Genomic DNA, 26,305 nt, shown 5'->3' with positions numbered 1-26,305 from the left:
ACCGTCAGAAGATGCGCACCTGATCCTCGGGCGCGAGGTACATGCCGTCGCCCGGGGCAACGTCGAAGGCCTCGTGGAACTCGCGCAGGTTGCGGGCAACATTGGCGCGACAGTTGGCCGGGGCGTGCGGGTCGATTGCGATGAGCCGCTTGGCCTCGTCGGGACGTGCCTTGCCGCACCACACCTGGCTCCAGCCCAGGAAGAAGCGCTGGTTGCCGGTGAAGCCGTCCAACTCCGGCGCCGGATTCGCTTCCTGCGCAATGGAATAGGCCTTGTAGCCGATGGTCAGGCCGCCGAGGTCGCCGATGTTCTCGCCGACGGTGAGCCCACCGTTGACCTTGATGTCGGGCGCGTCTGCCGGTGACTCTTCGTCGAACTGCGCGATGAGCTTCTGGGCCAGGGCGTCGAAACGCTCGCGGTCTTCGGGCGTCCACCAGTCGGTGAGGCTGCCATCGCCGTCGAAGCGCGAACCCTGGTCGTCGAAGCCGTGGCCGATCTCGTGACCGATCACCGCGCCGATGCCGCCGTAGTTGACCGCGTCGTCGGCCTCGACATCGAAGAAGGGCGGCTGCAGGATCGCGGCCGGGAAGACGATCTCGTTCATCACCGGGTGGTAGTACGCGTTGACCGTCTGCGGCGTCATCAGCCATTCGGTGCGGTCGATCGGACCACCGATGCGGCGCAACTGGCGCATCAGCTCGAACTCCGCCGAACGCGCGAGGTTGCCGAGCAGGTCGTCGGCCTTGATCTCCAGGTCGGAGTAGTCGCGCCACTTGTCCGGGTAGCCGATCTTCGGGGTGAACATCGACAGCTTGCTCAGCGCACGCTCGCGGGTGGCCGGTGACATCCACTCCAGGGTTTCGAAGTCGCGACGGTAGGCCTCGATGAGGTTGTCGACGAGCTCGACCATGCGCTCCTTGGCGCGCGGCGGGAAGTGCTGCGCGACGTAGAGCTGACCGACCACTTCACCGAGGGACGATTCGACGACCGCGACACCGCGCTTCCACCGCTCCTTCAGCTGCGGGGTGCCGCTGAGGGTCTTGCCGTTGAAGTCGAAGCTCTCCTGCACGAAGTCGTCGCTGAGGTAGGCAGCCTGGTCGCTGATGAGCTTCCACGACAGCCACGCCTTCCAGTCGTCCAGGTCGTGATCGGCCAGCGCACTCGACATGCCGGAGAAGAAGGACGGCTCCCCCACGACGACATGGTCGAAAGCACCGTCAGGCGCGTTGATACCCGAGACCCATGCGTCCCAATCGAATTCAGGGGCAAGCGCCTTCAGATCGGCCAGCGAGTGCTTGTTGTAGGTCTTCACCGCGTCACGCGTGGCAACGACATCCCAGTGGTGGGTGGCGAGGCGGGTCTCCAACTCCATGACCCGCCGGGGGAAATCGGACAGGTCGGAGATGCCGGCGAGCGCCGCCATGCGTTCGATATGCGGCACGTACTTCTGCCGGATCTGCTCGTACTTCTCCTCGCGGTAGTACGACTCGTCCGGCAGGCCCAAGCCGTCCTGCTCGAAGTAGGCGATGTAGCGATCGGGGTCTTTCGCGTCGGCGGTGACGTAGAGGACGAAGGGACCCCAGACACCGCGCCGGGAGAGTTCACCGATCAGGCCGGACAGTTCCGAGTTCGACTCCAACGCAGCGATCTGCTGCAGGCGCGCCTGCAACGGCTGTGCGCCAGCGGCTTCGATGGCGGCGGTGTCCATGAACGAGCCGAAGAGGTCGCCCACCTTGCGCTCGGCGCTGCCGGGCTCGGCGTCCGAGGCCGCTGCCTGCTCGATGATCGTGCGGACGTTCGCCTCGGACGCCTCACGCAGCTTGTCGAAGCTGCCGTAGCGCGCTCGGTCGTCCGGGATTTCGTTGTTGCGCACCCAGTGGTTGTTGACGTAGCCGAAAAGGTCGTCCTGCACGCGGACGGTGTCGTCGAAGGTCGAGGTGAGTCCAGATCGCATGGATCCGACCCTAACTGTCACCGAGTGGCCGTCAGGCAGTGCCGAGGGCGCGCACCACGCGGGAGGGCGAGGGTCGACCCAACTGGTGGGCCATCCACACGCTGGTGGCGACGAGCTTGTCGAGGTCGACGCCGGTTTCGATGCCCAGGCCCCGGCACATCCAGACGAGGTCCTCGGTGGCTAGGTTGCCGGTGGCCGACTTCGCGTAAGGGCACCCACCCAATCCACCGGTCGACGCATCGACCACCCGCACTCCGTGCTGAAGCGCGACGAGCGTGTTCGACAAGGCCTGGCCGTAGGTGTCGTGGAAGTGCACGCCGATGCGGTCTGGTCCGATTCCCTTGTGCTGCAACGCCTCCAACAATCTGACGACATGGCCTGGTGTGCCGACGCCGATGGTGTCGCCGAGGCTCAGTTGATCGCAGCCGAGATCCATCAGGCGGGCGCAGACGTTGACGACCTGGTCGATCGGCACCGGGCCCTCCCATGGGTCGCCGAAGCACATCGACACATACCCGCGCACCCAGAGGTCTTCGTCCTTGGCGCGCTTCACCACTGGCGCGAACATCTCCAGCGATTCGGCGACCGAGCGGTTGAGGTTCTTTCGGGCGAAGGTCTCCGTGGCCGAACCGAAGACCGCGATCGAGCGGACGCCGGCGGCCAGTGCGTTGTCAAGTCCTCGCTCGTTCGGCACCAACGCCGGTCTGGTGGGCCGCTTCGCTTCCTGGCCAAGGGCGTCCACCAGGTCGGTGGCGTCCGACAGCTGCGGAATCCAGGACGGCGGAACGAAGCTCGTCGTCTCGATGGTGTCGAGCCCGGCGTCGATCATGCGCCGGATGAACTCGGCCTTCACCGCCGTCGGCACGACGTTCTTCTCGTTCTGCAGGCCGTCGCGCGCACCGACCTCGTAGATCGTGATGCTCTCGGGCAGACCGTCAGCTCGCTCGACCATGGGCAGACTCATGTGGCCATCGTCTCACCTTCGCCGCTGGTGGCTTCCTCCCCACAAACCGGACGCAAATGAACGCGACACGCCGACTCGACCGTTCATATGCGTCCGGTCTGTGGAATCCCGGTCGGCGTCCGCGCGTTGGGCCTGACGTGCCTACCGACGTATCCGGACCCCTCATCGTCCAGAGCGACAAGACCGTGTTGCTCGAGGTCGATCACCCGCTCGCGCGCGAAGCGCGGGCGGCGATTGCGCCGTTCGCCGAGTTGGAGCGGGCCCCCGAGCACATCCACACCTATCGAGTGACCCCGCTCGGCCTGTGGAACGCTCGCGCCGCCGGTCACGACGCCGAGCAGGTGGTCGACGCGCTGGTGCGCTACAGCCGCTACCCCGTGCCGAACGCATTGCTCATCGACCTCGCCGAGACGATGGACCGCTACGGGCGGCTCACCCTGCGCAAGCAGGACGTCGGCGGCGAACAACGGCTGGTGCTCGCCAGCACCGACCGGGCCGTTCTCGCAGAAGTCTTACGGCACAAGAAGATCCAGCCCCTCGTCGGAGACAAGCTGGACGAAGACACCGTGCTGGTGCACGCGTCCGAACGGGGTGCGATCAAGCAGCAGCTGATCAAACTCGGCTGGCCGGCCGAGGACGAAGCCGGGTACGTCGACGGTGAAGCCCACCCGATTGAATTGGACACCAACGGCTGGTCGATGCGCGAATACCAGGAGCACGCGGTCGCGGGTTTCTGGCACGGCGGTTCCGGCGTCGTGGTGCTGCCCTGTGGCGCCGGCAAGACCATCGTCGGCGCAGGTGCGATGGCCAAGTCGCGCACCACCACGCTGATCCTGGTGACCAACACCGTCAGCGCGCGGCAGTGGAAGGACGAACTGCTGCGCCGCACCTCGCTGACGGAGGACGAGATCGGCGAGTACAGCGGCGCGCGCAAGGAGATCCGGCCCGTCACTATCGCCACCTACCAAGTGCTCACCCTCAAGCGAAAGGGCGTGCATCCGCATCTCGAACTGCTCGACGCCCGCGACTGGGGCCTGATCGTCTACGACGAGGTGCACCTGCTGCCCGCACCGATCTTCCGGATGACCGCCGACCTGCAGGCCCGCCGGCGCCTCGGACTCACGGCGACCCTCGTACGCGAAGATGGCCGCGAGGAAGACGTCTTCAGCCTCATCGGCCCCAAACGCTTCGATGCTCCGTGGAAGGAGATCGAGGCGCAGGGCTACATTGCGCCGGCCGACTGCGTCGAAGTACGTGTCACTTTGACCGAAAGTGAGCGGCTCGCGTACGCGACAACCGAGCCGGACGAGCGCTACCGCTTCTCCTCCTGCGCCCCGCAGAAAGACCGCGTGGTCGAACGCATCGTGGAACGCCATCGCGGCGAACCGACCCTGGTGATCGGGCAGTACCTCGACCAACTTGACGCACTCGCCGGCCGACTGAACGCCGACCTCATCACCGGCGAGACCTCAGTCGCTGTCCGGCAGAAGCTCTTTCAGCAGTTCCGGGACGGTGAAATCAGCCTGCTGGTGGTCAGCAAGGTGGCCAATTTCTCGATCGACCTGCCCGAAGCCAGCGTCGCGATCCAGGTGTCGGGCACCTTCGGCTCACGACAAGAAGAAGCTCAACGACTCGGACGCGTACTGCGCCCCAAGGGCGACGGCCGCACCGCGCACTTCTACACCGTCGTCACCCGCGACACCGTGGACGCCGACTTCGCCGCCCACCGGCAGCGGTTCCTGGCCGAGCAGGGCTACGCCTACCGAATCGTCGATGCAGACGACATCTGACGGGCGCTCATAGCTGGCACCCATGGCACAAGTCGCGGACCGCGCGAGCAGTGTTCGCGGATGGGCTGATCCGCGAGCACAGTCCGCGTCGTCCGCGACTTGTGCCCCCTCACTCGGGCTGACTACTTGTACGCGTTCTCCTCGCCCTGATCCATGACCACCTGTAGGTCGGGCCCGATGATCGGGCGGCGCTCCGACTTCGGGGCGGAGTACTTCTCCAGGTAGTCGATCGTGACGCCGTCCTGGGTTACCAGGACGATGCCCGGCACACAGGTGAAGATGAGGTCGTTGTCGTCGGAGTTCGCTGCGTCAACCCGCACCGTCGTGCCTTGGCCGTTGTCGATGACCATGCTCACCTGATAGCGGCGGAACGAGCCGGTGCCGTTGGACTGCGCCGAATAGGCAACGGGCACAACGGCTTGAATGCCCGAGTGCGGACGGATGTCGATGCGTTCGGTGGCCATCGCAGGTGCCTGCTGGGCCGGCTGCTGCTTGCGCTTGAACAGTCCACCGCCGCGTGGGCCAGCGGTACGTCCGACGTCACCGGCGTGGCGAACCGCGCCGTCCGAGGTCGAGAGCGAGAAGCGCGGGTCGGTACGCGTGCCGAACGTGCTGACCGTCTCGATGTGTCCATCGGTGTAGACCACCAACGCGTATACGTCGTAGTCGGTGGCCGGAGGCCAGAAGATCGAGGCGGTGATCTGTTCGGTCTTCTCGATCGAAACCCGTTGCCCCTTGGTCAGATTGATGGTTCCACTGCGCTTGCCAAGGTCGACGGTACCGACCGGCGCAGCGGGCGCAGGCGGGCCTGCCTGGGCAGCCGGAGGAGCCGACTGAGCGGGTGCTGGGGGTGCGGGTAGCGCTGCGGCGGGTGCCGCTTGAGCAGGAGGCGCTGCGGCGGGTGCCGGCTGAGCGGGTGACGCAGCGGGTGCCGACTGAGCGGGGGCCGGAGCGGGCGCGGCAGGCTGATCACCGCCGTCCACGTCGACTCCGTGTTCGCGCACCAGAGCAGCAAAGCCTGCCGCCCAGCCGGCGCACACGAAACGCACCTTCCAACCACCGTCGCGCCGGTAGAACTCCAGCAGCACCGCCGCACGCTCGCTCGCCAGACCCTCGGCACGGACGGCGATGGGCCCGCTGTCGCTCATGATCATCGCTCCGACACCGGGCAGGTCACCCAGGGCACCAGGCACCGAGTCGTCGAGCGCGACGGCGAGCGTGATGGACGCGATCTCGCCCGGCATCTGGGCAAGCGTGATCTCGACGCCGGCACCATCGACCAGCCGCACCGCACCCTCGGGTGACGTCGGTTGGTTGAAGAAGACGAAGTCGGCGTCCGAGCGCACCTTGCGATCGCTGGCGAGTTGGAATGCCATGAGGTCGACCGAGCCGGGCTGCGCGCCCACCACCGTCACGGAAACAACGTCGCCTGTCACCGGCGCATTTGCGCCCTTGCTGAGCTGAGTCACTAGCTGCCCTCCCTGATGGGTTCGGTAGCACGCTAACCCGCTGGGTCGACGGCGTTGCATCTGACAGGCTGGTCACCTCGCAGCAGAAGGAGAAGCCATGGGTCAGCGCGTGCACGTCGTCGGCGTGGGAATGGTGCCGTTCGCAACACCGAGCAAGAGCCGCCCTTACGACGAACTCGGCGAGGACGCCATCCGTGCAGCCCTGAACGACGCGGGACTCGACTACTCGTTGATCCAGCAGGTCTACGTCGGCTATGTCTATGGCGACTCCACCTGCGGGCAGAAGGTGGTCTACCGGGTGGGCATCATCAGCTACGAGGCCCTGGGCCTCACGCCGGAAGGCACGGCGGAGAAGTTCATCGCCGACGGCGACAACACCTACGGCGGACGCGTCGTCACCAACCCCTCCGGCGGACTGCTGTCGAAGGGGCACCCCTTGGGTGCAACCGGTCTTGCGCAGTGCGCCGAACTCACCTGGCAGCTACGCGGCCAAGCAGGGCCACGACAGGTGGACGACGTGACCGTGGCGTTGCAGCACAACATCGGTCTGGGCGGCGCCGCCGTGGTGACGATGTACGAGAAGGTCGACTGACCTGCCACAGTGGGCGCATGAGCGCCTCAGCGATCGTCGTCGGATCAGGCCCCAACGGTCTGGCGGGTGCGGTGCGCCTGGCCGAAGCGGGCCTGTCGGTGACCGTGCTCGAGGCGGCCGACACCATCGGCGGCGGCACCCGCACCTCGCAGCACACCCTGCCCGGGCTGCTGCACGACGACTGCTCGGCCTTCCACCCGACTGGCGCCGCCTCGCCCTATCTGCAGAGCTTGCACCTGGAGCGCAACGGACTGGAGTTCCTGCTCCCGCCGGTGCAGATGGCACACCCATTGGACGACGGCTCAGCCGGTCTGCTGCATCACTCGCTCGATCAGACCGCTGAAGGTCTTGGGCGGGACGGCGCGGCATGGAGTCAGCTCTTCGGACCGCTCGTGCGCAACTTCGACCTGCTCACCCGCGAGCTCTTCCAGCCGGTGGTCCACCTCCCCCGCCATCCGATTGCGTTGGCGCAGTTCGGTCCTGCTGCCTTGCTGCCCGCCACCACGCTGGCGCGCATCTGGAAGGACGAGCAGGCCAAAGCGCTCTTCGGTGGAGTGGCTGCCCACCTCATTGCTCCGCTGAATCGTCCGCTGAGCTCATCCGTCGGGTTGATGCTCACCGCCGCGGGCCACGCGTACGGCTGGCCGGTCGCCAAGGGCGGTTCACAGGCCATCGCCGACGCACTCGCCGCACGGATCATCGAACTCGGCGGCACGATCGAAACCGGTGTGCGGGTCGACGACCTCGCACAACTGACCGGAGCCGACGTCGTCCTGCTCGATCTCGCGCCCCCGGCAGTCGGCCAGCTGCTCGGTGACCGCCTACCGCCTCGTGACCGGAAGCTCTACGCCGGCTATCGCTTCGGCCCGGGTGCGTTCAAGCTCGACCTCGCCGTCGAGGGCGGAGTGCCCTGGCGCAACCCGGACGTCGCCAAAGCAGGCACCGTGCACCTCGGCGGCACGCTGCAGGAGATCGCACGGTCCGAGGCGGACGTCTGGGCGGGCCGGATGCCGCAGCGGCCGTTCGTGCTCGTCGGCCAGCAATACCTGGCCGATCCTTCCCGTTCGGTCGGCGACATCCACCCGGTCTGGGCCTACGCGCACGTGCCGGCGAACTGGACCGGCGACGCGACCGAGGCGATCCTTGACCAGATCGAACGCTTCGCTCCCGGTATGCGAGAGCGCATCGTTGGGTCTTTCAGCCGGTCGGCGCCGCAGCTGCAGCAGTACAACCCCAACTACGTGGGCGGCGACATCGCCACCGGTGCCAACTCGCTCACCCAGGTCGTGCTTCGCCCGGGCTCACCCCGTAACCCGTATCGCACTGGTGCACAGGGGTTTTACCTGTGTTCGGCAGCGACACCACCCGGTGCGGGAGTGCACGGAATGGGTGGTTTCAACGCCGCCGAGACTGCCCTCAAAGACCTCGCCGCAGCCGGGTAACCCAGCGCGAGTCAGTCGCCGGCGAACGACTTCTTGATGTCGACCTTCAGCACCTTGCCCACCTTCGAGCGCGGTAGGTCGTCCCACACCCAGATCTCCTTCGGCGTCTTCACCGAACCGATCCGCGACTTCACGAACGCCGTGAGCTCGTTGGGGTCGACCTGCTGACCGCCCTGCACCTGCACGACGGCCACGACTTTCTCGCCCCATTTTTCGTCAGACAAACCAATAACGGCGCAGTCCTGCACGGCCGGGTGGGCGCTCACCGCCTGCTCGACCTCGGTGGAGTAGACGTTGAATCCGCCGGTGATGATCATGTCTTTGGCGCGGTCGACGATCGACAGGAAGTTGTCGTCGTCCAGGAATCCGACGTCTCCGGTGTGATGCCAGCCGTGCGCCGACGCACACCGGGTGCGAAATGCCGCCCCACGGCAACGACAGCGCCGTTGTGAGCTAGCTCACACATTGGTGGCGCGCCCCTGCCGTGTGAAGCGATTCCGCCAACCTCGTGGCACCACAGGACGACGGCGCCGGTGTCCCCAGCGGGTGCACCGGCGCCGCGGCCCGAACGAGGAGCAGATCAGTTGACGCCGAAGACCTGCCGGATCGGGTCGATCGCGAAGTAGAGCACGAAGCAGATCGAGATGATCCACAGCACCACGGGGATCTCGTTGAACTTGCCCCGGATGAGCTTGATCGCGAAGTAGGTGAGCGTGCCCGCGCCGATGCCGACGGTGATCGAGTAGGTGAAGGGCATGAGCGCGATGGTGAGGAACGCCGGGAGCGCGACGTCGATGTCGCGCCAATCGATCTGACCGACCTCCTGCATCATCAGGAAGCCCACGAAGACCAGTGCGGGCGCAGCTGCTTCGTGCGGGATGACCTCCACCAGCGGAGCCAGGAAGGTCGCGAGTAGGAAGAGGACGCCGGTGACGATCGAGGCGAGACCGGTACGAGCGCCGTCGCCCACACCAGCGGCTGACTCGATGTAGCCGGTGTTGGAGCTGACGCCACCGAGGCCACCCGCGGCCGCTGCAACGGAGTCGACGACGAGGATCTTCTGCGCGTCCTGCGGGGTGCCGTCCTTGTCGAGCAGGTCACCCTTGGCGCCGACGGCGACCATCGTCCCCATCGTGTCGAAGAAGTCAGCGAGCACCAACGAGAAGATGATCAGCAGCGCGGCGATCACGCCGGCCTTGGCGAATCCACCGAAGAGGTCGACCTGGCCGACGAGCGAGAAGTCGGGCGTAGCAACCACGGACGACGGCAGTTCGGGGACGTTGAGCGACCAGGTGCGGTCGTTGGTGGGCTTGCCGTTCACGAAGCGCGGGCCGATGTGCGCGACCGACTCGATGATGATCGCCAGCACGGTGGCGCCGAGGATGGCGATGAGCATCGCGCCGGTGACCTTGCGGACGGACAGCGCGATGAGCAGCAAGAAGCCGACGATGAAGACCACGATCGGCCAACCCTGCAGGCGGCCGTCGACGCCGAGCTGCACCGGCGTGCCGGCTCCGGCGCGGGCGAAACCAGCGTCGTAGACGCCGATGAAACAGATGAACATGCCGATACCGACGGAGATCGCCGTCTTCATCGGTGCCGGCAGCGCCTTGAACGCCGCCACCCGGAAACCGGTGAGCACCAGCACGAGAATCACGATGCCTTCGAAGACCACCAGCCCCATCGCGGCTTTCCAGGTCATCCCCGGCAGCGCCGCCACGCCGTACGCGACGAAGGCGTTGAGCCCCAAGCCTGCTGCGATCGCCAGCGGATAGTTGGCGAGCGCTCCCATCGCGATCGACATGATGCCCGCGACCAACGCCGTACAGGCAGCGACCATCGCCAGGTTGGGTGCCGCACCGCCACCGAGGTACTGCCCGGTGCCGTCCTTCACGGTGCCGATGATCAGCGGGTTGAGCGCGATGATGTAGGCCATCGTGAAGAAGGTGACGAAGCCACCGCGGATCTCCCGCGCGACCGTCGACCCACGCTCGCTGATCTTGAAATAGCGGTCGAGCGCACCGGCCCGCGGGGAAGGCATTGTTGTGGACATGGCCGCGAGACTAGGCCCGTTCGTACCTCGCCGTCACTACTACGCTGGGAATCGTGACGGAACACTCTCGGGAATCGGTCGAACCCATCAAGGTCGACATGCAGCGGGTGACGCTTCTCGGCATCGTCGGCTGGGCGATCGCACTCGCGGTCATCCTGCTCGTCCCGAGCCTGCACGAGGGTGAGCGCGACTGGTGGCCCTGGGTGCCGGTCTACGGCATCGTCCTGGGGCTGCTGGGTTATGTCTACGTGCGCCGTGGACGCGGCAACGCCTCTGCCGCCTGACGCCCCGGAGCCCCGCTCAGGACTGCGCGCCGCGCAGGTAGGCCAGCACCGCCAGCACTCTGCGGTGACCAGCCGAGTCGTCCGGTGAGAGGTTGAGCTTGGCGAAGATGCGTTGGGTGTGCTTCTCCACCGCTCCCCCGGTCACGAAGAGTCGGGCCGCGATCGAACCGTTCGAGAGCCCCTGGGCCATGAGTTCGAGCACCTCCCGCTCCCGCGGCGTCAACGACTGGACGGGATCGGTGGCGCGGGTCATGAGCTGGGAGACGACCTGCGGGTCGAGCACCGTGCCTCCGGAGGCGACCTGCTCGACCGCAGCCAGGAACTCGTCGATGTCGCCGATCCGGTCCTTGAGCAGGTAGCCCACCCCTTCGGCGCCCGAGGCCAGCAGTTGGTCGGCATAGGCCTGGACGACATACTGCGAAAGCACCATGATGCGGGCCTGCGGCCAGGACTGCCTGATCTGCACTGCGGCCCGCAGTCCGTCGTCCTTGCCGTGCGGAGGCATGCGGACGTCGGTGATCACCAGATCAGGACGCTCCCGCAGCGCCGCCTCGACGAGGCTGGGCGCATCGCCGACGCCGGCCACGACATCGTGACCGGCATCGGTGAGGATCAGTTGGACGCCTTCGCGCAACAGTGTGGAGTCGTCAGCGATCACGATCCGCATGGGTTCTCCGTCCGTGGGGCATCCGGGCCAGCAGCGTGGTCGGCCCGCCTGCCGGGGAATCAACGGTGAGTTGGCCGTCCACCGAACGTAGCCGCTCGGCCAGACCCGCCAACCCGCTGCCCTTACCGAACTCCGCACCGCCGATGCCGTCGTCGGTCACGGCGACCACGAGGTCGCGACCGTCGGCGTTGAGTTCGACGTACGCGTTGCGGGCCTGGCTGTGCTTGGCGACATTCGTGAGCGCCTCGCTCACCACGTAGTACGCGGCTTGCTCGGTGTGCGGCGGGAGCACCCCGGGCTGTTCGGGCAGGTTGGTACTCACCGACACCGGGACCACCGGACGAGTGGCTGCCTGCCGCACGGCCGCGACCAACCCGAGCTCGGTCAACGTGGGCGGGGCAATGCCACGCGAGAGCGCACGCAATTCGTCCAGAGTCTCCTGGGTGCTGATGATGGCGTCCCGAAGTGCTTGTGCTGCAGGTGATTCCGGGCCGAGCTGGCGTTCGATACGAGCCAGATCGAGCTTCAACCGCACCAGCCGCTGCTGCGGTCCGTCATGGATGTCACGCTCCAACCGCGCCAACTGCTCCGACTCCGCCGAACGCCCGGCATCACGACTGACCCGCAACTGCTCGATCACCTGCTGCCGCGACCGGCTCGACAGGATCGCCCGAGATGCCATGCCCTGCAGACGGGCCATGCCCACCGTGATCCACGGCGCCACCCACAGCAGGACGATGCCGAACGACATCTCGATGACCGCCTGCGTCCAGAACGTCTCCGCCCCGAAGACGAGCGCGGCCAGCGAGCCGTCACCGTTGTCCGGCAACGCCCAACCCCACGCCGGCCACAACAGCAGACCCAGCGCAGTGGCCCACACCGTGAACGCGACGATCCAGGTGATCGTTGCCACGATCCACCCGACGACGGCCCAGATGACATCGAGCCAACGCTGCGGATCGCGGACGATGGTCATCGCCTTCGCCAGCACTCCCGCGTCGGGTGGGGACGGCAGGTAGTAACCCTCGGCGTCCGTCACACCTTGAAAACGTCGCAACAGGATGCGTTCGACCTGGGCGCTCCACGACGCGACGATCAGGGCGAGTGGCACTGCAACCGGTGCGAGGACGATGCTGCTCACCAGACCCATCAGGCTCGCCACCACGACGAAACCGACCAGCGCAGCCGGCCACGACAACATCAAGTAGGCCAGGTCACGCGGGGTGCGACGAAGCACGACCCGCGGACGCGGCGGGCGCTGGATCGTCTGGTGTGTCGTCGACATAACCGGCTTCTGGGACGGGGTCGGAAGTGGTGTCGTCATCATGTCATCGACGCTATGGGCCGCCGCCTCGCAGCGACATCCCGTGATCTGGCCAACCCCGTGTCGGGTGAGCCCGACATCACCGCCTCAAGAGGTCGCGAGGATGCGTCGGAACCGACAGACTGTGCCCATGTCGGAACGCCCCACAACCATCGTCCTGTTCGGTGCGACCGGAGACCTCGCCCGACGCAAACTGCTGCCGGGGCTGCTGCACCTGTGGCGCAGCGGCCTGCTCAACGACGTCCGGATCGTCGGCACCTCGCTGGAAGATCACACCCGGGAGAGCTTCATCGAGTTCGCCAAGAAGGCGGTCGACGAGTTCGCCTCCCGCAAGGACGAGGCCAGCAACGGCTTCGACCAGTTCGTCGACCGCCTCTACTTCGTACGTAGCGACGCCGGCCCGGACGCGCTCAAGGCCGTGGTCGCCGAAGCCGAGGAAGGCTACGAAGGGGACGAACGTCCCCGTCGCCTGCACTACCTGAGCGTGCCGCCCAAAGCTGCGCTGTCGGTGATCAAGGAGATCCAGCAGGCCGGCCTGGCCGAACGCAGCCGCGTCGTCATGGAGAAGCCCTTCGGTGTCGACCTGGCCACCGCCGTCGAGCTCAACCGCGAGTTGCACGAGGTCTTCGCAGAGGAGCAGATCTTCCGCATCGACCACTTCCTGGGCAAGGAAGCAGCGCTCAACATCTTGGCGTTCCGCTTCGCCAATGGTCTGTTCGAGCCGATCTGGCATCGCAACTTCATCGACCACATCCAGATCGACGTCCCCGAGACGCTCGGCTTGGAGACCCGCGCCAACTTCTACGAGGCCACTGGCGCATACCGCGACATGGTGGTGACCCACCTCTTCCAGGTGTTGGCGTTCACCGCCATGGAGCCGCCCACTTCCCTTGAATCGCAGGCGATCACCGAGGAGAAGAACAAGGTCTTCCGGTCGATGATGCCGATCCAGCCGGAGAACGTCGTCCGCGGACAGTTCCACGGCTATCGCGACCTGGAGGGCGTCGCCCCGGAGTCGGAGACCGAGACCTTCATCGCGTTGAAGTGCTACATCGACAACTGGCGCTGGGCCGGGGTGCCGTTCTACCTCCGTACCGGAAAGCGGATGGCGGAAGGTAAGCGGATCATCTCGATCGCCTTCAAGGAGCCCCCGAAGTCGATGTTCCCCAGCGGCTCCGGCGTCAGCCAGCACGGGCCCGACCACCTCACCTTCGACCTGGCCGACAAGTCGCGAATGTCGTTGTCGTTCTACGGAAAACGACCGGGCACCGGATTCCGGCTCGACAAACTCTCGATGCAGTTCGAGATGCAGGAGAGCCAGAGCAGGACCGCTGCGCTGGAGGCCTACGAACGCCTCATCTACGACGCCGTGCGAGGCGACCACACGTTGTTCACCACCTCCGACGGCATCGAGCGGTTGTGGGAGGTCAGCCAGCCACTGCTGGACAACGCACCGCCGGTGCGTCCGTACGCGCAGGGGTCGTGGGGCCCCAACCAGATCCACCAGCTGGTTGCACCGACAGCGTGGCGGCTGCCCTTCGAGCGTCAGTGGCGCGACCTGGAGCCCGACAAGGGCTGACCCACCTGAAAATCCGCGCGAGAAAGGGCCCTTCGTCCACTAACGAACGGCCCTTCTCACGCGGATTTTGCTCACTCAGGACGATTCGGACGCAGCCTCGATGTCGATCGCGAAGTCGTCGAGCACCGGAGGGTCGATGGGCTCGGGCCTGCTCGGCGCTTCGTGCACCTCGCTGTGCGCGCCGCAGCCGTGGTCGAGGGAGACCACGCGTCCGTCGTCGGAGGACCATTCGTTGGCGCAGACGCCGAAGCTCTGGCGCAGGACGCCCGCCATCGGCAGGAAGTAGCCGCAGCTGCTGCAGTTGCCCTTGGCCTGGGTAGCGACTGCCGCGCCCGGGCCGTTGTCGCCGTCGTACCAGCGCTGCGCGGCACTCTCGCGGCCTTCGCGCGAGAGCACCCGGGTGCGTCCGAGACCGAGTTCGAAGAAGGCCATCTGGTCGACGTCCTCTTCGCCGGTGGCTTCGAAACCAGGCTCGAGGTTGGGGTCGTCGGCGATGTAGGGCAACACATCACCGGGGCCGACATCGCCCGGCGCCAAGCGCTGGTCGTAGGGCACCCACTCCGGTGACAACAACGCCTCATCACCGGGGAGCAGGTTGGTCTCGCAGACGGTTGCGACCTTGGCTCGTGGTGCACGCGCCACCGCGATCGCCCAACGCCAACCGTGGTAGCCCTTGTTGGTGCAGGTGAAGTAGTGCATCGCGAGGCGCTCACCGAGCATCACTGCGCCCTCGTGCTCACCCACCGCATTGGGCGTCGCGATCGACAGCGCAGCCTCGCGCGCGAGGTCGACAGCGTCGAGCAACACCTTGTCGGCCTTGGGGGCGGCGGAGCGCTTCGCGGCCTTGCGCGGCTTCGTCACCACGGTCGCTTCTTCGGTGCCCATCAGACCTCGAGGTTGTCGGCAACCGCGCGCAGCACGGAGGCGACCTTGGTGGCGTGCGACTTGTCGGGGTAACGGCCGTGGCGCAAACCGTTGCCCACACAGTCGAGCAGCTTGATGAGGTCTTCGACGATGATCGCCATGTCGTCGGCGGGCTTGCGGTGCCGCGCAGCCAGCGACGGGGCAGGGTCGAGCAACTTCACCGACAGGGCCTGCGCGCCGCGGCGTCCTTCGGCCACCGAGTACTCCAGGCGGGTGCCGCTCTTGAGCGCGGTCAGTCCGTCGGGAAGGGCACTGGAGGGAAGGAAGACGTCCTTGCCGTCGTCGCCGGAGACGAAACCGAAACCCTTCTCCGCATCGAAGAACTTCACCTTGCCGCTGGGCACGTCACACCTGCTTGCTGTTTGTAGACCTTGAGGTTGCCGGGCAGTTCGCCGACGGCTCAGGCTAACGCGTCCGAGGAATGTTCTTCGAATTGATTCGGGAAAGACTCACGGGGCCTCAGCGGTAGTAGGGCTGCTGCCACTGACCCATCTGCTGCTGGAGGCGGAACTGCGTGCGCTCCTTGCCGGAGTTGACGAGCTTGACGATCCCGACGATCAACATGATCAGGCCGAGAATGCCGAGCACCGTCGCGATGGCCAGGCCGAGGCCGATACCCCAACCTGCCTGCTCACCCGCCTTCTTGGCTTGGTCGCCGTCGGGCACGAGGGCGGCCTTGTCACCGCAGGCGATCCGATAGTCGCCGGCCGATTCTGCGGTGAAGCTGCCTGCGCTGCCGAAAGCCATACCGTCGCGGGTCCACACCGCTGTTCCGGTGGCCGGACGCACCTCGACGTCCTGGCCGGAGGGACCGGTGACGGTGCACGCCGGCACGTCGCCGAAGGATGGGTCGGCACTGCTGTCGACCCCGTCGCCAGAGCTGTCGGCGCCGATATAGGCGTACAGGTCGAGCACCTGACCCGCCTGGGCCGGAACAGTGTTGCCGCTCTGCACCATCGGGACGTCCTGCACCAGGTCGACGGCTGCCTTGACCCCGATGACGGTGCCGATAACGAACGCTGCCGGCGCCAGGATCAGCATCATCACTGCGCCGATGATCGTCAACGCCAGCCCGCGGCGCTTCGGCTCTCCCGGGTACATGCTCATTTCGACACTTCCTCACTGGCGGTGGTCCGGTCAGCAAACAACTACTCGACCTGTCACGGACACTAACTCTCTGGCGGCCGCGCACGACGTCCGCCTCTGCTGGGACGCAGTGCGGCAGAAACCGTTCCACCCTCACCAAGCGGCGTGCGCCACACGGGTCAGTCCTCCCAGCGGAAGACCTTTGCCGCGATGAGCGTGAACACAGCGGCGAAGCCGAGCAGGATCGCCATCGGCAGCAGCGCTGCCGACGGCCCTTCTCCGCGCACCATGACGTCCATCAGCCCGTTGGTCAGGTGGCCCATAGGAAGGATGTTGGCCACGGTCTTCAGCCAGTCCGGGGCGAACTCCAGCGGGATGAACGAGCCCCCCAGGAAGGACATCGGCAGGACGATGAGATTGGCCAGGCCGGACGCGGCTTCCTCGGTCTTGGAGATCGCGCCGGCGATGAGTCCGATGGCCATGAAGACCAGCGTTCCGCACAGCACGAGCGGCAGGGCCATCCACCATGCGCCGGTGAGTTGCAACCCGAACAGCAGCCTGGCCACGGTCACGAAGGCCACGAACTGCAGCAGCGCGATGATCACCGACACGACCACTCGTGAGGCCACCATCGCCCACGGGCTGGTGGGCGTCAGGCGCATCCGTCGCAGCAGTTGAGTCTTGCGCCATGCGACGAGGGTGAGCGCGCCGCCGAAGGTGCCGCCCATCGCGAGCGCGAATCCGAGGAGTCCTGGGGTGAGGTACTGGATGGGCTGCAGCGAACTGTCCTCCACCTGCTGTGAAGCCAACTGATAGGTCGGTTGCACGCCTGCGACGGCGATGTTCGTACCGTCGACGAAGGAGTTCATGGTGCCGCGCACCGTCGCCGCCTTGACCTGATCAGCGCTGGAGTAGTGCAGGATCAGCCGGTTGCCCGACTGTTCGAGGACGGCGTCCGTTGAGCCCTTGCGCAACTTCTCCAGGGCGTCGTCGCGGCTCTTGGCAGGTTCGGTGTCGAAGAGTTCGTCGAACTGTTTGCGTGCGTCGGCTGGCAACTGCTTGACGAATTGCACCTCGCCGACGGTGATGACGTCCGACTTGCTGGTGCGATCGCCCGAACCACTGTTGATGAAACCGAAGAGCAGCAAGAACATCAGCGGGAAGGCCAGCAACCAGAAGAGCGTCTCCTTGTCGCGGATGAACGCCTTCCACTGCGCTTTGCCGAGAGCCCGGAACGCGCGCTGGGGTTGATGCTGGGCGGTCGGGGCGGACGTGCGCTCGTCCAGCATGGTGCTCATGCGCGGTACTCCCGTCCGGTGAGGTCGAGGAAGACGTCTTCGAGGCTGGCGCCAGCGACGCCCACACCGGCCAACGCGTCTTGCTGCGCCAAGGCGGTGAGCACGGCGGCTGGATCATCGGTGATCATCGTGAGTTGTTCGCGCTCTTCCTCGACCTGCGAAACTCCGGGCAGCGCCTGGGCATTGGCCGCTGACAGCACTCCTTGCTCGACCGTGATCCGGTGCGGTGCATCGATCTGGGCGATCAGCGCCCGCGGGCTGTCGACGGTGAGGATCTTGCCGTGGTCCATGATCGCGACGCGATCACACAGCGTCTCGGCCTCTTCCATGGAATGGGTGGTGAGGACGACGGTGCGCCCCTCACGGTTGATCTGGCGCAGGGTGTCCCACAGATTGCGTCGCGCCTGCGGATCGAGCGCGGCCGTGGGTTCGTCGAGGAACACCAGTTCGGGGTCGTGCACCAAGGAGCACGCGATGGACAGCCGTTGCGCCTGACCACCGGAAAGGTCCTGGGTGCGCGTGTTCGCCTTCTCGGTGAGGCCGAACTGGTCCAGCAGTTCCTCGCACCGCTGCAACGGAGCGCCGTACAGGTCGGCGAAGGTCTGAATCTGCTCGGCCGCGGTCAGCTTCGGGAAGAAGGCCGAACCCTGGAACTGCACCCCGATCTTGGGCAACAGTTCGGTGTTGCGGGGCCAGACGTCCAGGCCGGCGATGCGGGCCGTGCCGGAGTCGGGTTGGCGGATGCCTTCCATGATCTCCAGCAGCGTGGTCTTACCTGCGCCGTTCGGGCCGATGATGCCGAAGAACGACCCCTGCTCGATGCTCAGGTCGACGTTGTCGACGGCTTGATGATCTCCGTACCTCTTGGCCAGGCCGACGGCCTCGATGTATGCCCCCATGGAAAAAACGTAACCCGCGATCGCCCGGCTGTGCACCTTAGCGCCCGCGGGTCGGACGTTGATCCATCCATTACAGACGCGTTGCTGCGACCCCACACGCGATCACCGACGCGGTCGACAGCGCCGCGCGAACCGTGTTCGCCGTCCGTTCCTTCACATACGCATGCCACAACTGGACCGTCGACGCTGCATCAGGCGCCGCCGCTGCGAGCGCCTCGTTGCGGGGCACGTTGTAGCCGATCGTCAGCGCAAAGCCGGCCAGGTAGCGGTCAGACCTCAGAAGTACCAGGGGAAGGGTGACCAGTCGGGGTCGCGCTTCTCCAGGAACTGGTCGCGGCCCTCGACCGCCTCGTCGGTCATGTACGCCAGGCGCGTCGCTTCGCCGGCGAAGACCTGCTGGCCCATGAGCCCGTCGTCGGTGAGGTTGAAGGCGAACTTCAGCATCCGCTGGGCCTGGGGCGACTTGCCCATGATTTCGCGCGCCGCCTGCAGCGCTTCGTCCTCGAGCTGGGCGTGGTCGGCGACGATGTTGACGGCGCCCATGCGGTGCATGTCCTCGCCGGTGTAGGTGCGGCCGAGGAAGAAGATCTCGCGGGCGAACTTCTGGCCGACCATCTTGGCCAGGTAGGCCGAGCCGTAGCCGGCGTCGAAGGAGCCCACGTCCGCGTCGGTCTGCTTGAAGCGCGCGTGCTCGCGGGAGGCGATGGTGAGGTCGCAGACGACGTGGAGCGAGTGGCCACCACCGGCCGCCCAACCGCCGATCACGGCGATGACGACCTTCGGCATGGTGCGGATCAGACGCTGCACTTCGAGAATGTGCAGGCGTCCGCCCTCGGCCTTGACGCGGCGCTCGTCGACGGTGTCGGCCGTCTCGCCCTGCGCATACTGGTAACCGGAGCGGCCGCGGATGCGCTGATCGCCGCCGGAGCAGAACGACCACTTGCCGGCTGCACCGGTGCCCTCCGGGCCGGGACCATTGCCAGTGAGCAACACGACGCCGACGTCCGGCGTACGACGCGCGTGATCGAGGGCGCGGTAGAGCTCATCAACGGTGTGCGGACGGAAGGCGTTGAGCACCTCCGGACGATCGAAGGCAATACGGACGCAGCCCAGATCCTTGGCCCGGTGGTAGGTGATGTCGGTGAAGTCGAAGCCCTCGACCTCGTCCCACATCTCCGGCCGGAACGGGTTGTCAGTGCTCTCGGGGCTCTGGGGGGTGCTCTGCTCGCTCACGCTTCCCGACCCTATCGGCGCGGCGGTAACTGCGGTGCAGGTGACCGACGATCCCGGGGAAGGTGATCGTGCCGACAGGCAGTGCTCCGATCGCCACTGGGCGGCGGCCGACGCCGCTCAGACATGAGGCGATCGTGTCATGCAGCGAGCCGACCTTCGGCTCGTCAGCGTGCAGGTGTCGGACGGCGGCGGCGACTCACGTTGACGCTCGCGGCACAGAAGGCCACGTTGGCGGCCACCAATGTCGCCACGGCCCACGGCTGTCGGCCCGCTTGCCAGTCGCGCTCGAGCATCACCCGCCGCGGATGGTCAGGGCCAATGACGATCGGCTGCTGCGGGTCGCCGGTCTGCCCCCACACCAAACGGACCGACAGAGGTTCCTCGTACTCTCGGCCGCCCAGCCGGTAAGTCACGGTGTCCGGACCACGCCGGACGAGGGCGATGTCGACCGTCCCTGTCGTGCGTACTGGATCGCTGCCGATTGCCCAGGCTCCGATCACGTTCGGCGCCACGACGAGCATCGCCACCAACCAGACCACGCCGCTGCTGATCATCGCGCTGATCGCACGGGCTCCCGCCGCAGAGCGGCGCCGGGCCGGTTTCACCGGGTGCTTGTTGCGTCTCGCCCAGACGGCTACTGCGCACAGCCAGACCACGGACGCGCCGAAGGCCCAACCGGCTGTGCCCGCCCACCACCTCGGCAGGGCCACCATCGCGAGGGCGCTGAGGGCCAGCGCTGCTACTCCGAAGATTGCGCACGCGCGCCCGACGACGAGGGCACGCGGCTCCCGGTACGGCGTCCACGGCTGCTCACCCACGACCTCGATGTTGTCATGATGAGCATGTGAACCTTCCACCCCTGGACGACCTGCTCACGTCGATGCACGTCGTCTCCCTCCCCCTCAACACCCGCTTTCGTGGGGTCGAGCATCGTGAGGTCGCGCTGATCGAAGGCGTTGCCGGATGGGGTGAGTTCGGGCCGTTCCTGGAGTACGAGCCGCCGGAGGCGTCCCGCTGGTTGGCGTCCGCGATCGAGGCGGCGTACGACGGATTCCCCTCTCCTGTGCGCGAACTCGTAGCAGTCAATGCGACCGTGCCCGCTGTCGCGCCGGATGCCGTGCCGACGGTTTTGGCCCGGTACGACGGCTGCACGACCGCGAAGGTGAAGGTGGCCGAACGCGGCCAGTCGTTGCAGCACGACATCGAACGCATTGCCTCGGTGCGCGCGGTGATGGGGTCGAGCGCGAACGTGCGCATCGACGCCAACGGCGGCTGGAGGGTCGACGAAGCATTGCACGCGATCCAGGCACTACGCGGCTACGACCTGGAATACGTGGAACAACCGTGCGCCTCGGTCGAGGAGCTGGCCGAGCTGCGAAAACGCCTGGCCCGCAATGGGATCGACGTGCTCATCGCGGCCGACGAGTCGATCCGCAAGGTGGAGGATCCGCTGCGGGTGAAGGCGCTGGGCGCCGCGGATGTCGCGGTCGTGAAGGTGGCGCCACTCGGCGGTGTGCGCAATGCACTGCGGATCGCGGAACAGATGGAGCTGCCGGTGGTTGTTTCGTCCGCCCTCGACAGCAGTGTCGGAATGTCGGCAGGCGTTGCCTTCGCTGCGGCCTTACCGGAGCTGCCCTTCGCGTGTGGCCTGGGCACCATTGAGCTCTTCGACGGCGACGTGGTGGCTGATTCCCTTGTGCCACAACAAGGCTCACTGCGCACCCGACAAATCACCCCCGGGCCGATGTTGCTCGAGCGCTGGGGCGCATCCCCGGATCGGCAGCACTGGTGGCGATCACGCATCGCGGCTGCGTACGAATACCTGTAGAACGCACGCACCGCAGGGCGCATTTCGCGGCGCTGCGAGCATCCGAAAACTGTTTGCCCGTCCGACTCGTAGCAATCAGACTCGCCTGCATGCACATTCCGTCTGAGACCGAAGCCCGCGCTGTACTCGAGGCTCTACCCGGCCTGAACTGGCAACCGTTCGGACGTGACGACCTACCCGACATCGCAGCTTTCTACGCGGTCTGCGAGGAGCACGACCACAATCCCGACCGGTCATCACTCACCGGCCTGCAGGAGTTCTGGGATTCACCCCGCAGCCGCCCCGAACACGACACCCTGGTGGCCCGCGACGAGACGGGCACCGTGGTGGCGACCGCGTGGGCCGGCTGCAATCGAGCCGTCACCGAGAAGCGCGGGGTGTATCTCGGCGGGGCGGTGCACCCCGCACATCGCGACCGCGGCATCGGCCGCGCGGTGCTCAACTGGCAGATGGCCCACGGCAACTCGTGGGATCAACAGACCCGCGAGGACCGCTTCGGCCCCCTGGACATGCGCTTGTACGCCCCGGTCGACCAGGCGGATGTCCGCGATCTCGCCCAGCGTGCAGGCCTGGAGGTCGAGCGCTACTTCTTCGAGATGCGCCGCATGGCGGACGGCACCGAGGTCTGGCCGTCCGTCGAGGGCATCGACATCGTCGACTGGAATCCTGCGCGATCGGCGGAGGCGATGTCGGTGGTCAACGAATCGTTCAAGGATCACTGGGGATTCACCCCGATGACCCGCGAGATGTGGGACGAAGGCATCAGCGCTGACACGTTCCGGCCCCACTGGACGCTGCTCGCGGTCGAGCGCACCACCGATCGGGTGGTCGGCGTGGTGATCAACAGCGCGTACGAACAGGACTGGGCCGCCGAAGGAGTCACCGAGGGCTACAGCGACGACCTCGGTGTCCTACGCTCACACCGCGGACGAGGTATCGCCTCCGCGCTGCTGCGCGCGTCAATGGTGCGGTTCGCCGAGGCCGGGCTCGAAGCAGCCGCGCTCGGGGTCGACGCAGACAATCCTTCCGGCGCGCTACGCCTGTACGAAGGCCTGGGCTTTGAACGCACCGCGAGCACCTGCGTCCATCGCTACGTGGCAAGCACCGACTGATCCGGACTGATCCGGACGGGATCACGCGGTCGTCGCGGAATCACTTGCGAGCGCGCGCCGCACGTGCTCGAAGGTGTCGCGGTCGCCGGCGGCGAGCAGCGGGGTCTGCAGCGAGGTGGGGTCGTAGTCGGAGCCGTCGGCGTAGCCGACCACTCCCCCGGTTTCGCGCAGCAGCAGCGAACCCGGGGCGTGATCCCAGGGCATTGATCCGCCGTAGAGCAGGAAGTCGGCGTCGCCCTGGGCGATGTGCGGGTAGTCGACACCGCAGCACACCCAGGAGAGTTGCAGCGGCGGCAGGTCACCGATCTGCTCGTTGAGCAGCGACCGGCGAGAGGTGTGGCCGGAGAGTGAATCCTGTTGGCGGACAATCGATTCCAACTTCGCGCCGTTGCGATAGGCGCCAGCGCCACGCTCAGCGAGGTACGCCGTCTGGTACTCCGGCTGCCAGATGAGGCCGCGCACCACCTCGTGGCCACGCATCTCGGCCACCATGAGCGCGTGGTCGGGCGATCCGTTGACGAAGTTCTTGGTGCCGTCGATCGGGTCGACGGTGAACCAGTGGTCAGCGCCCGCGGTGCGCTTCAGGATGCTCGGATCAGCAGACACCGCTTCCTCGCCGACGATGAGCGCATCCGGGTATTCCTGACGCAGTCGGGCGGCGATCGCGATCTCCGACTCGCGGTCGGCAATGGTCACCAGGTCGCCCGGGTTCTTCTCCATCACCTCGTGCGCCGCAAGGCTACGGAACCGCGGGGTGACGATCTCGGCGGCAACTTCCTGCAACAGCGTCAGCAACTCGTCGTTGTCCACGCGGCCATTGTGGCCCACCCGCTCATCGGGCGGGTCATGCGATCACCCCGTGCGGTGGATCTTGTGCGCAGCCGCCTGCGCTCGCGGACGCACCACGAGCTGGTCGATGTTGACGTGCTCGGGCTGAGTCGCGACGAAAGCGACCGTCTCGCCGATGTCTTCCTGGGTGAGCGGAGCATCCACCCCGGCGTACACGGCTTCGGCCTTGGCGGCGTCGCCGTGCAGGCGCACCAGCGCGAACTCGTCAGACTTCACCATGCCGGGGTCGATCTCGCAGACGCGCACCGGCTGGTCGAAGAGCTCGAGCCGCAGCGCCATCATGAGCGAGTGGACGGCTGCCTTCACACCGCAGTAGCCCGCTCCACCCTCGTAGGCCACCATGCCCGCGACCGAGCCGATCGTGATGATCACGCCATGCGCCTGCTTAAGCGCCGGCAGCAATGCCTGGATGGACGCCGCGACACCGATCACGTTGGTGTCGTACATCGTGCGCCACTCATCGAACTTGGCATCGGCGACGTGCTCGGTGCCGATCGCGCCGCCTGCGTTGGCCACCAGGACGTCCAAGCGCTCGCCCACCTCGTCCGCCAGCCGCGCGATGTCGTCGGCGCTGGTGACATCACAGGTGATTGCACGTCCGCCGATCTCGGCCGCGAGCGCCTCGATGCGGTCGGTGCGTCGTGCCGCGCAGATGACTTCGAAACCGTCGGCCGCCAGCCGCCGCGCGGTCGCGCGTCCGATACCGCTGCTCGCCCCGGTCACCACTGCCAGTCGCTTCTCACCCATACCTGGAGCCTACAAACGCGGCCCTTCCAGCAGCAGGCGCGGCGACTGTTCGCACACGCGGCGGTTGCAGCTACCGCGGATGCATGCGGGGGCCGCGTCTGCAGGGTGGGTATCCGCGCGGGCCGGCGTCGCCTGTTGACGATTAGGGTCGAGGACGTGGCTCGCCTGGTCTCGTTCCCCGTGGATGTGTGCGATCTCGATGCCTATCGCCGAGCTCTGGCTCATGCCCTCGACGGCGGCCCCGCGATCGCTCCTCTCACCGACGCCGGTCCGCCCACGACGGACGAAGCGCCAGACGGTGTCGCACTGGTCGTCTCGACATCGGGGTCGACCGGCACTCCGAAGCGGGCGATGCTCACTGCCGACAACCTGATCGCGAGCGCCACCGCTACTCATGACCGGCTCGGCGGCCCGGGCCAGTGGTTGCTGCCGATGCCATCGCAGCACATCGCCGGCACCCAGGTGCTGGTCCGGAGCATCGTTGCGGGGACGACACCGGTGGCGATCGAGCGGTTCACGATCGACGAATTCGTCTGCGCTGCAAAGACACTCGACGGCGCACGCCAGTACACCTCACTGGTACCGACCCAATTGGTGCGACTGCTCGAAGCCGGCGCCGAAGATGCGTTACGCCGGTTCGACGCGATCCTGCTCGGCGGTGCGGCCAGTCCCCCGGCTCTGCTGGAACGAGCCGCGGAAGCGGGTGTCCGGGTGCTGACGACGTACGGGATGAGTGAGACCGCCGGCGGATGCGTGTACGACGGCGTCGCGCTCGACGGCACAACCGTGGAGCTGGAGGACGAACGAATCGTGCTGCGCGGCAACACGATCGCGCTCGGCTATCTGGACGACCCGGAGCGCACAGAGGATGCCTTCGACGGACGCGGCGGCTTCCGCACCGGCGACCTCGGACGGTGGCACGACGGACGCCTGCAGGTGCTCGGTCGCGCCGACGACCTGATCAACACCGGCGGCATGAAAGTGGCGCCACGCGTGGTGGAGGACGCCGCGAGCAGGCTGCCCGGTGTGCGGGAGGCTGTGGTGTTGGCCACGGCGCACCCGGAATGGGGCGAGGTGGTGAGCCTCGTCGTCGTCGGCGACCGAAGCCTCACTCTGGCCGAAATCCGCGAGTCATTGCGCGGACAGCTACCCGATTACGCCCTCCCGCAACGCCTGTTACAGGTTGATGAGCTGCCCCTTCGCGGGCCCGGCAAGCCGGATCGGGTGGCCTTGGCAGCCATAGATCAGTGGCAAGATTGACCCACCCCACTCGCTGCCGGTCGATCCGGCCTGCCCTCCCGGAGTAAGCACCACACATGGCAACGCTCAACCAATGGGTCGCCGGCGCCCGCCCGCGCACCCTCCCCGCCGCCGTCGCACCTGTCGCCGTCGGCACCGGAGCCGCGTATGTGATGGAGAAGGCCAACACCGGTTACGCACTGCTGGCGCTGCTGGTCTCGCTGCTGCTGCAGGTGGGCGTCAACTACGCCAATGACTACAGCGACGGTATCCGTGGCACGGACGCCACCCGGGTGGGCCCGGTGCGTCTCGTCGGGCAGGGCCTGGCCACCCCGAGCAATGTGAAGCTCGCGGCATTCATCGCCTTCTTCTGGGCCGGCTTCTGCGGCCTGGCGCTGATCACCCTCAGCGGAGTCTGGTGGATGTTGATCGCCGGTGCGGCCTCGATCTGGGCCGCGTGGAAGTACACCGGCGGCGACAAGCCGTACGGCTACCTCGGTCTGGGCGAAGTCTTCGTCTTCGTCTTCTTCGGTCTGGTCGCCACGCTCGGCACTACCTACACGCAGGCCAAGACGCTCAACCTCGCGAGCGTCCTCGGTGCGATCGGCGTCGGTGTGCTCGCCGTCGCCATCCTGCTGGTCAACAACCTGCGCGACATCCCCGGTGACACCGTCGCCGGCAAGCGCACGCTCGCCGTCCGCATCGGTGACCGCGCCACCCGAATCATGTTCGTGTCGATGTACGCAATCGCCGCGCTCGCCGTGGCCGGCATCGCGGTGCAACACCCGATCGCGGCCGTCGGCCTCGTCGGTCTGCTGCCGGCCGTGCTGCCGATCCGCACGGTGATGTCGGGCGCGAAGGGCCGCGACCTCATCCCGGCTCTGGCCGGTGCGGGCCTGACGAGCCTGACCTACGGTCTGGCCCTCGGTGTCGGGCTCTACCTGGTCTACGCCACCCGCTGATCCGCCAAGG

At 66.7% G+C, this 26,305-nt stretch carries 25 protein-coding genes; 9 read left to right on the top strand and 16 right to left on the bottom strand.

Going from position 1 to position 26,305, the window contains the following annotated elements; genetic code table 11:
• Positions 1-4 precede the first annotated feature (4 nt).
• Both J5M86_RS02570 and J5M86_RS02565 read right to left on the bottom strand, forming a co-directional pair.
• Positions 5-1,954, bottom strand: coding sequence for a M13 family metallopeptidase (locus J5M86_RS02570; RefSeq protein ID WP_188059652.1), 1,950 nt, complete (start codon positions 1,952-1,954; stop codon positions 5-7).
• Positions 1,955-1,985: 31 nt separating this feature from the next.
• Entirely contained in the window at positions 1,986-2,918 is a 933-nt protein-coding gene (locus J5M86_RS02565; RefSeq protein WP_188059653.1) for a hydroxymethylglutaryl-CoA lyase, read from the bottom strand.
• Between the two features lie 137 nt (positions 2,919-3,055).
• Between J5M86_RS02565 and J5M86_RS02560 the strand changes: the two genes are divergently transcribed.
• The gene (locus J5M86_RS02560; protein ID WP_244328442.1) at positions 3,056-4,708 is read left to right on the top strand and encodes a DNA repair helicase XPB; all 1,653 of its coding nucleotides are present in this window, start codon (positions 3,056-3,058) and stop codon (positions 4,706-4,708) included.
• 122 nt (positions 4,709-4,830) lie between these two features.
• Here the strand turns inward: J5M86_RS02560 and J5M86_RS02555 are convergent, their stop codons facing one another.
• Positions 4,831-6,177: a TerD family protein gene (locus tag J5M86_RS02555; protein WP_188059655.1), complete on the bottom strand. Its 1,347-nt coding sequence runs from the start codon at positions 6,175-6,177 to the stop codon at positions 4,831-4,833.
• A 97-nt stretch (positions 6,178-6,274) separates the two neighbouring features.
• On the opposite strand from J5M86_RS02555, the gene J5M86_RS02550 reads away from it, so the two are divergent.
• Positions 6,275-6,769 (top strand): hypothetical protein, encoded by a 495-nt coding sequence (locus J5M86_RS02550; protein ID WP_188059656.1) that lies wholly within the window; start codon positions 6,275-6,277, stop codon positions 6,767-6,769.
• 17 nt (positions 6,770-6,786) lie between these two features.
• Positions 6,787-8,211: an NAD(P)/FAD-dependent oxidoreductase gene (locus tag J5M86_RS02545; RefSeq protein ID WP_188059657.1), complete on the top strand. Its 1,425-nt coding sequence runs from the start codon at positions 6,787-6,789 to the stop codon at positions 8,209-8,211.
• A gap of 11 nt (positions 8,212-8,222) precedes the next feature.
• Here J5M86_RS02545 and J5M86_RS02540 read toward each other — a convergent pair whose 3' ends face one another.
• Both J5M86_RS02540 and J5M86_RS02535 read right to left on the bottom strand, forming a co-directional pair.
• Positions 8,223-8,528: a hypothetical protein gene (locus J5M86_RS02540; protein ID WP_244328441.1), complete on the bottom strand. Its 306-nt coding sequence runs from the start codon at positions 8,526-8,528 to the stop codon at positions 8,223-8,225.
• A 263-nt stretch (positions 8,529-8,791) separates the two neighbouring features.
• Positions 8,792-10,264, bottom strand: coding sequence for an NCS2 family permease (locus J5M86_RS02535; RefSeq protein WP_188059658.1), 1,473 nt, complete (start codon positions 10,262-10,264; stop codon positions 8,792-8,794).
• Between the two features lie 53 nt (positions 10,265-10,317).
• On the opposite strand from J5M86_RS02535, the gene J5M86_RS02530 reads away from it, so the two are divergent.
• A complete protein-coding gene (locus tag J5M86_RS02530; RefSeq protein ID WP_244328440.1) occupies positions 10,318-10,548 on the top strand; it encodes a DUF2530 domain-containing protein in 231 nt (76 codons plus the stop codon).
• Between the two features lie 16 nt (positions 10,549-10,564).
• On the opposite strand, the gene J5M86_RS02525 is transcribed toward J5M86_RS02530, so the two are convergent.
• Together J5M86_RS02525 and J5M86_RS02520 are read right to left on the bottom strand one after the other, a co-directional pair.
• Positions 10,565-11,215 (bottom strand): response regulator transcription factor, encoded by a 651-nt coding sequence (locus J5M86_RS02525; protein ID WP_188059659.1) that lies wholly within the window; start codon positions 11,213-11,215, stop codon positions 10,565-10,567.
• A complete protein-coding gene (locus tag J5M86_RS02520) occupies positions 11,196-12,500 on the bottom strand; it encodes a sensor histidine kinase (RefSeq protein ID WP_188059660.1) in 1,305 nt (434 codons plus the stop codon). Before J5M86_RS02520 ends, J5M86_RS02525 begins: the two co-directional genes overlap by 20 nt.
• Positions 12,501-12,669: 169 nt before the next feature.
• Between J5M86_RS02520 and zwf the strand changes: the two genes are divergently transcribed.
• Positions 12,670-14,118 carry a glucose-6-phosphate dehydrogenase gene (gene zwf / locus J5M86_RS02515; RefSeq protein ID WP_188059661.1) on the top strand — a complete coding sequence of 483 codons (1,449 nt, stop codon included), beginning with the start codon at positions 12,670-12,672 and terminating at the stop codon, positions 14,116-14,118.
• 75 nt (positions 14,119-14,193) lie between these two features.
• Here the strand turns inward: zwf and J5M86_RS02510 are convergent, their stop codons facing one another.
• The 7 genes from J5M86_RS02510 to J5M86_RS02480 form a co-directional block, all read right to left on the bottom strand.
• A complete protein-coding gene (locus J5M86_RS02510) occupies positions 14,194-15,003 on the bottom strand; it encodes a DUF3027 domain-containing protein (protein WP_188059662.1) in 810 nt (269 codons plus the stop codon).
• Positions 15,003-15,386 carry a cold-shock protein gene (locus J5M86_RS02505; protein ID WP_188059663.1) on the bottom strand — a complete coding sequence of 128 codons (384 nt, stop codon included), beginning with the start codon at positions 15,384-15,386 and terminating at the stop codon, positions 15,003-15,005. The genes J5M86_RS02510 and J5M86_RS02505 overlap by 1 nt, the downstream gene beginning before the upstream one ends.
• A gap of 115 nt (positions 15,387-15,501) precedes the next feature.
• Positions 15,502-16,149: a hypothetical protein gene (locus J5M86_RS02500; protein ID WP_188059664.1), complete on the bottom strand. Its 648-nt coding sequence runs from the start codon at positions 16,147-16,149 to the stop codon at positions 15,502-15,504.
• A gap of 158 nt (positions 16,150-16,307) precedes the next feature.
• A complete protein-coding gene (locus J5M86_RS02495; RefSeq protein ID WP_244328439.1) occupies positions 16,308-17,426 on the bottom strand; it encodes an ABC transporter permease in 1,119 nt (372 codons plus the stop codon).
• Complete coding sequence (locus J5M86_RS02490; RefSeq protein ID WP_188059665.1) at positions 17,423-18,325, bottom strand: ABC transporter ATP-binding protein; 903 nt, start codon at positions 18,323-18,325, stop codon at positions 17,423-17,425. The genes J5M86_RS02495 and J5M86_RS02490 overlap by 4 nt, the downstream gene beginning before the upstream one ends.
• Before the next feature lie 276 nt (positions 18,326-18,601).
• Positions 18,602-19,558 carry a 1,4-dihydroxy-2-naphthoyl-CoA synthase gene (locus tag J5M86_RS02485; protein WP_256433501.1) on the bottom strand — a complete coding sequence of 319 codons (957 nt, stop codon included), beginning with the start codon at positions 19,556-19,558 and terminating at the stop codon, positions 18,602-18,604.
• A 164-nt stretch (positions 19,559-19,722) separates the two neighbouring features.
• Positions 19,723-20,376: a hypothetical protein gene (locus tag J5M86_RS02480; RefSeq protein WP_188059666.1), complete on the bottom strand. Its 654-nt coding sequence runs from the start codon at positions 20,374-20,376 to the stop codon at positions 19,723-19,725.
• 26 nt (positions 20,377-20,402) lie between these two features.
• Between J5M86_RS02480 and J5M86_RS02475 the strand changes: the two genes are divergently transcribed.
• The gene (locus J5M86_RS02475; RefSeq protein WP_188059667.1) at positions 20,403-21,386 is read left to right on the top strand and encodes an o-succinylbenzoate synthase; all 984 of its coding nucleotides are present in this window, start codon (positions 20,403-20,405) and stop codon (positions 21,384-21,386) included.
• Positions 21,387-21,475: 89 nt separating this feature from the next.
• Positions 21,476-22,498 carry a GNAT family N-acetyltransferase gene (locus J5M86_RS02470; RefSeq protein WP_188059668.1) on the top strand — a complete coding sequence of 341 codons (1,023 nt, stop codon included), beginning with the start codon at positions 21,476-21,478 and terminating at the stop codon, positions 22,496-22,498.
• A gap of 21 nt (positions 22,499-22,519) precedes the next feature.
• Here the strand turns inward: J5M86_RS02470 and J5M86_RS02465 are convergent, their stop codons facing one another.
• A complete protein-coding gene (locus J5M86_RS02465) occupies positions 22,520-23,308 on the bottom strand; it encodes an inositol monophosphatase family protein (RefSeq protein WP_188059669.1) in 789 nt (262 codons plus the stop codon).
• A gap of 42 nt (positions 23,309-23,350) precedes the next feature.
• On the bottom strand, positions 23,351-24,094 hold the full coding sequence (locus tag J5M86_RS02460) for an SDR family NAD(P)-dependent oxidoreductase (protein WP_188059670.1): 744 nt from the start codon (positions 24,092-24,094) through the stop codon (positions 23,351-23,353).
• Between the two features lie 156 nt (positions 24,095-24,250).
• On the opposite strand from J5M86_RS02460, the gene menE reads away from it, so the two are divergent.
• Both menE and J5M86_RS02450 read left to right on the top strand, forming a co-directional pair.
• Positions 24,251-25,354 carry an o-succinylbenzoate--CoA ligase gene (menE, locus tag J5M86_RS02455; protein WP_244328438.1) on the top strand — a complete coding sequence of 368 codons (1,104 nt, stop codon included), beginning with the start codon at positions 24,251-24,253 and terminating at the stop codon, positions 25,352-25,354.
• A gap of 56 nt (positions 25,355-25,410) precedes the next feature.
• Positions 25,411-26,295, top strand: a complete 885-nt coding sequence (locus J5M86_RS02450) for a 1,4-dihydroxy-2-naphthoate polyprenyltransferase (RefSeq protein ID WP_188059671.1) — start codon at positions 25,411-25,413, stop codon at positions 26,293-26,295.
• The last annotated feature ends 10 nt before the right edge of the window (positions 26,296-26,305 follow it).

It is taken from the genome of Yimella sp. cx-51 (genome assembly GCF_017654605.1).
In the GTDB taxonomy this organism is placed as follows: Bacteria; Actinomycetota; Actinomycetes; order Actinomycetales; family Dermatophilaceae; genus Yimella.
This window is presented reverse-complemented; position numbering and strand designations above follow the sequence as displayed.

What these genes read in the sequence shown, in the direction of transcription:
- J5M86_RS02570 (WP_188059652.1), bottom strand. Translation starts at nt 1,954, where the DNA reads ATGCGATCTGGACTCACCTCGACCTTCGACGACACCGTCCGCGTGCAG.
- J5M86_RS02565 (WP_188059653.1), bottom strand. Translation starts at nt 2,918, where the DNA reads ATGAGTCTGCCCATGGTCGAGCGAGCTGACGGTCTGCCCGAGAGCATC.
- J5M86_RS02550 (WP_188059656.1), top strand. Translation starts at nt 6,275, where the DNA reads ATGGGTCAGCGCGTGCACGTCGTCGGCGTGGGAATGGTGCCGTTCGCA.
- J5M86_RS02545 (WP_188059657.1), top strand. Translation starts at nt 6,787, where the DNA reads ATGAGCGCCTCAGCGATCGTCGTCGGATCAGGCCCCAACGGTCTGGCG.
- J5M86_RS02540 (WP_244328441.1), bottom strand. Translation starts at nt 8,528, where the DNA reads ATGATCATCACCGGCGGATTCAACGTCTACTCCACCGAGGTCGAGCAG.
- J5M86_RS02535 (WP_188059658.1), bottom strand. Translation starts at nt 10,264, where the DNA reads ATGTCCACAACAATGCCTTCCCCGCGGGCCGGTGCGCTCGACCGCTAT.
- J5M86_RS02525 (WP_188059659.1), bottom strand. Translation starts at nt 11,215, where the DNA reads ATGCGGATCGTGATCGCTGACGACTCCACACTGTTGCGCGAAGGCGTC.
- J5M86_RS02520 (WP_188059660.1), bottom strand. Translation starts at nt 12,500, where the DNA reads ATGTCGACGACACACCAGACGATCCAGCGCCCGCCGCGTCCGCGGGTC.
- zwf (WP_188059661.1), top strand. Translation starts at nt 12,670, where the DNA reads ATGTCGGAACGCCCCACAACCATCGTCCTGTTCGGTGCGACCGGAGAC.
- J5M86_RS02510 (WP_188059662.1), bottom strand. Translation starts at nt 15,003, where the DNA reads ATGGGCACCGAAGAAGCGACCGTGGTGACGAAGCCGCGCAAGGCCGCG.
- J5M86_RS02500 (WP_188059664.1), bottom strand. Translation starts at nt 16,149, where the DNA reads ATGAGCATGTACCCGGGAGAGCCGAAGCGCCGCGGGCTGGCGTTGACG.
- J5M86_RS02495 (WP_244328439.1), bottom strand. Translation starts at nt 17,426, where the DNA reads ATGAGCACCATGCTGGACGAGCGCACGTCCGCCCCGACCGCCCAGCAT.
- J5M86_RS02490 (WP_188059665.1), bottom strand. Translation starts at nt 18,325, where the DNA reads ATGGGGGCATACATCGAGGCCGTCGGCCTGGCCAAGAGGTACGGAGAT.
- J5M86_RS02470 (WP_188059668.1), top strand. Translation starts at nt 21,476, where the DNA reads ATGCACATTCCGTCTGAGACCGAAGCCCGCGCTGTACTCGAGGCTCTA.
- J5M86_RS02460 (WP_188059670.1), bottom strand. Translation starts at nt 24,094, where the DNA reads ATGGGTGAGAAGCGACTGGCAGTGGTGACCGGGGCGAGCAGCGGTATC.
- J5M86_RS02450 (WP_188059671.1), top strand. Translation starts at nt 25,411, where the DNA reads ATGGCAACGCTCAACCAATGGGTCGCCGGCGCCCGCCCGCGCACCCTC.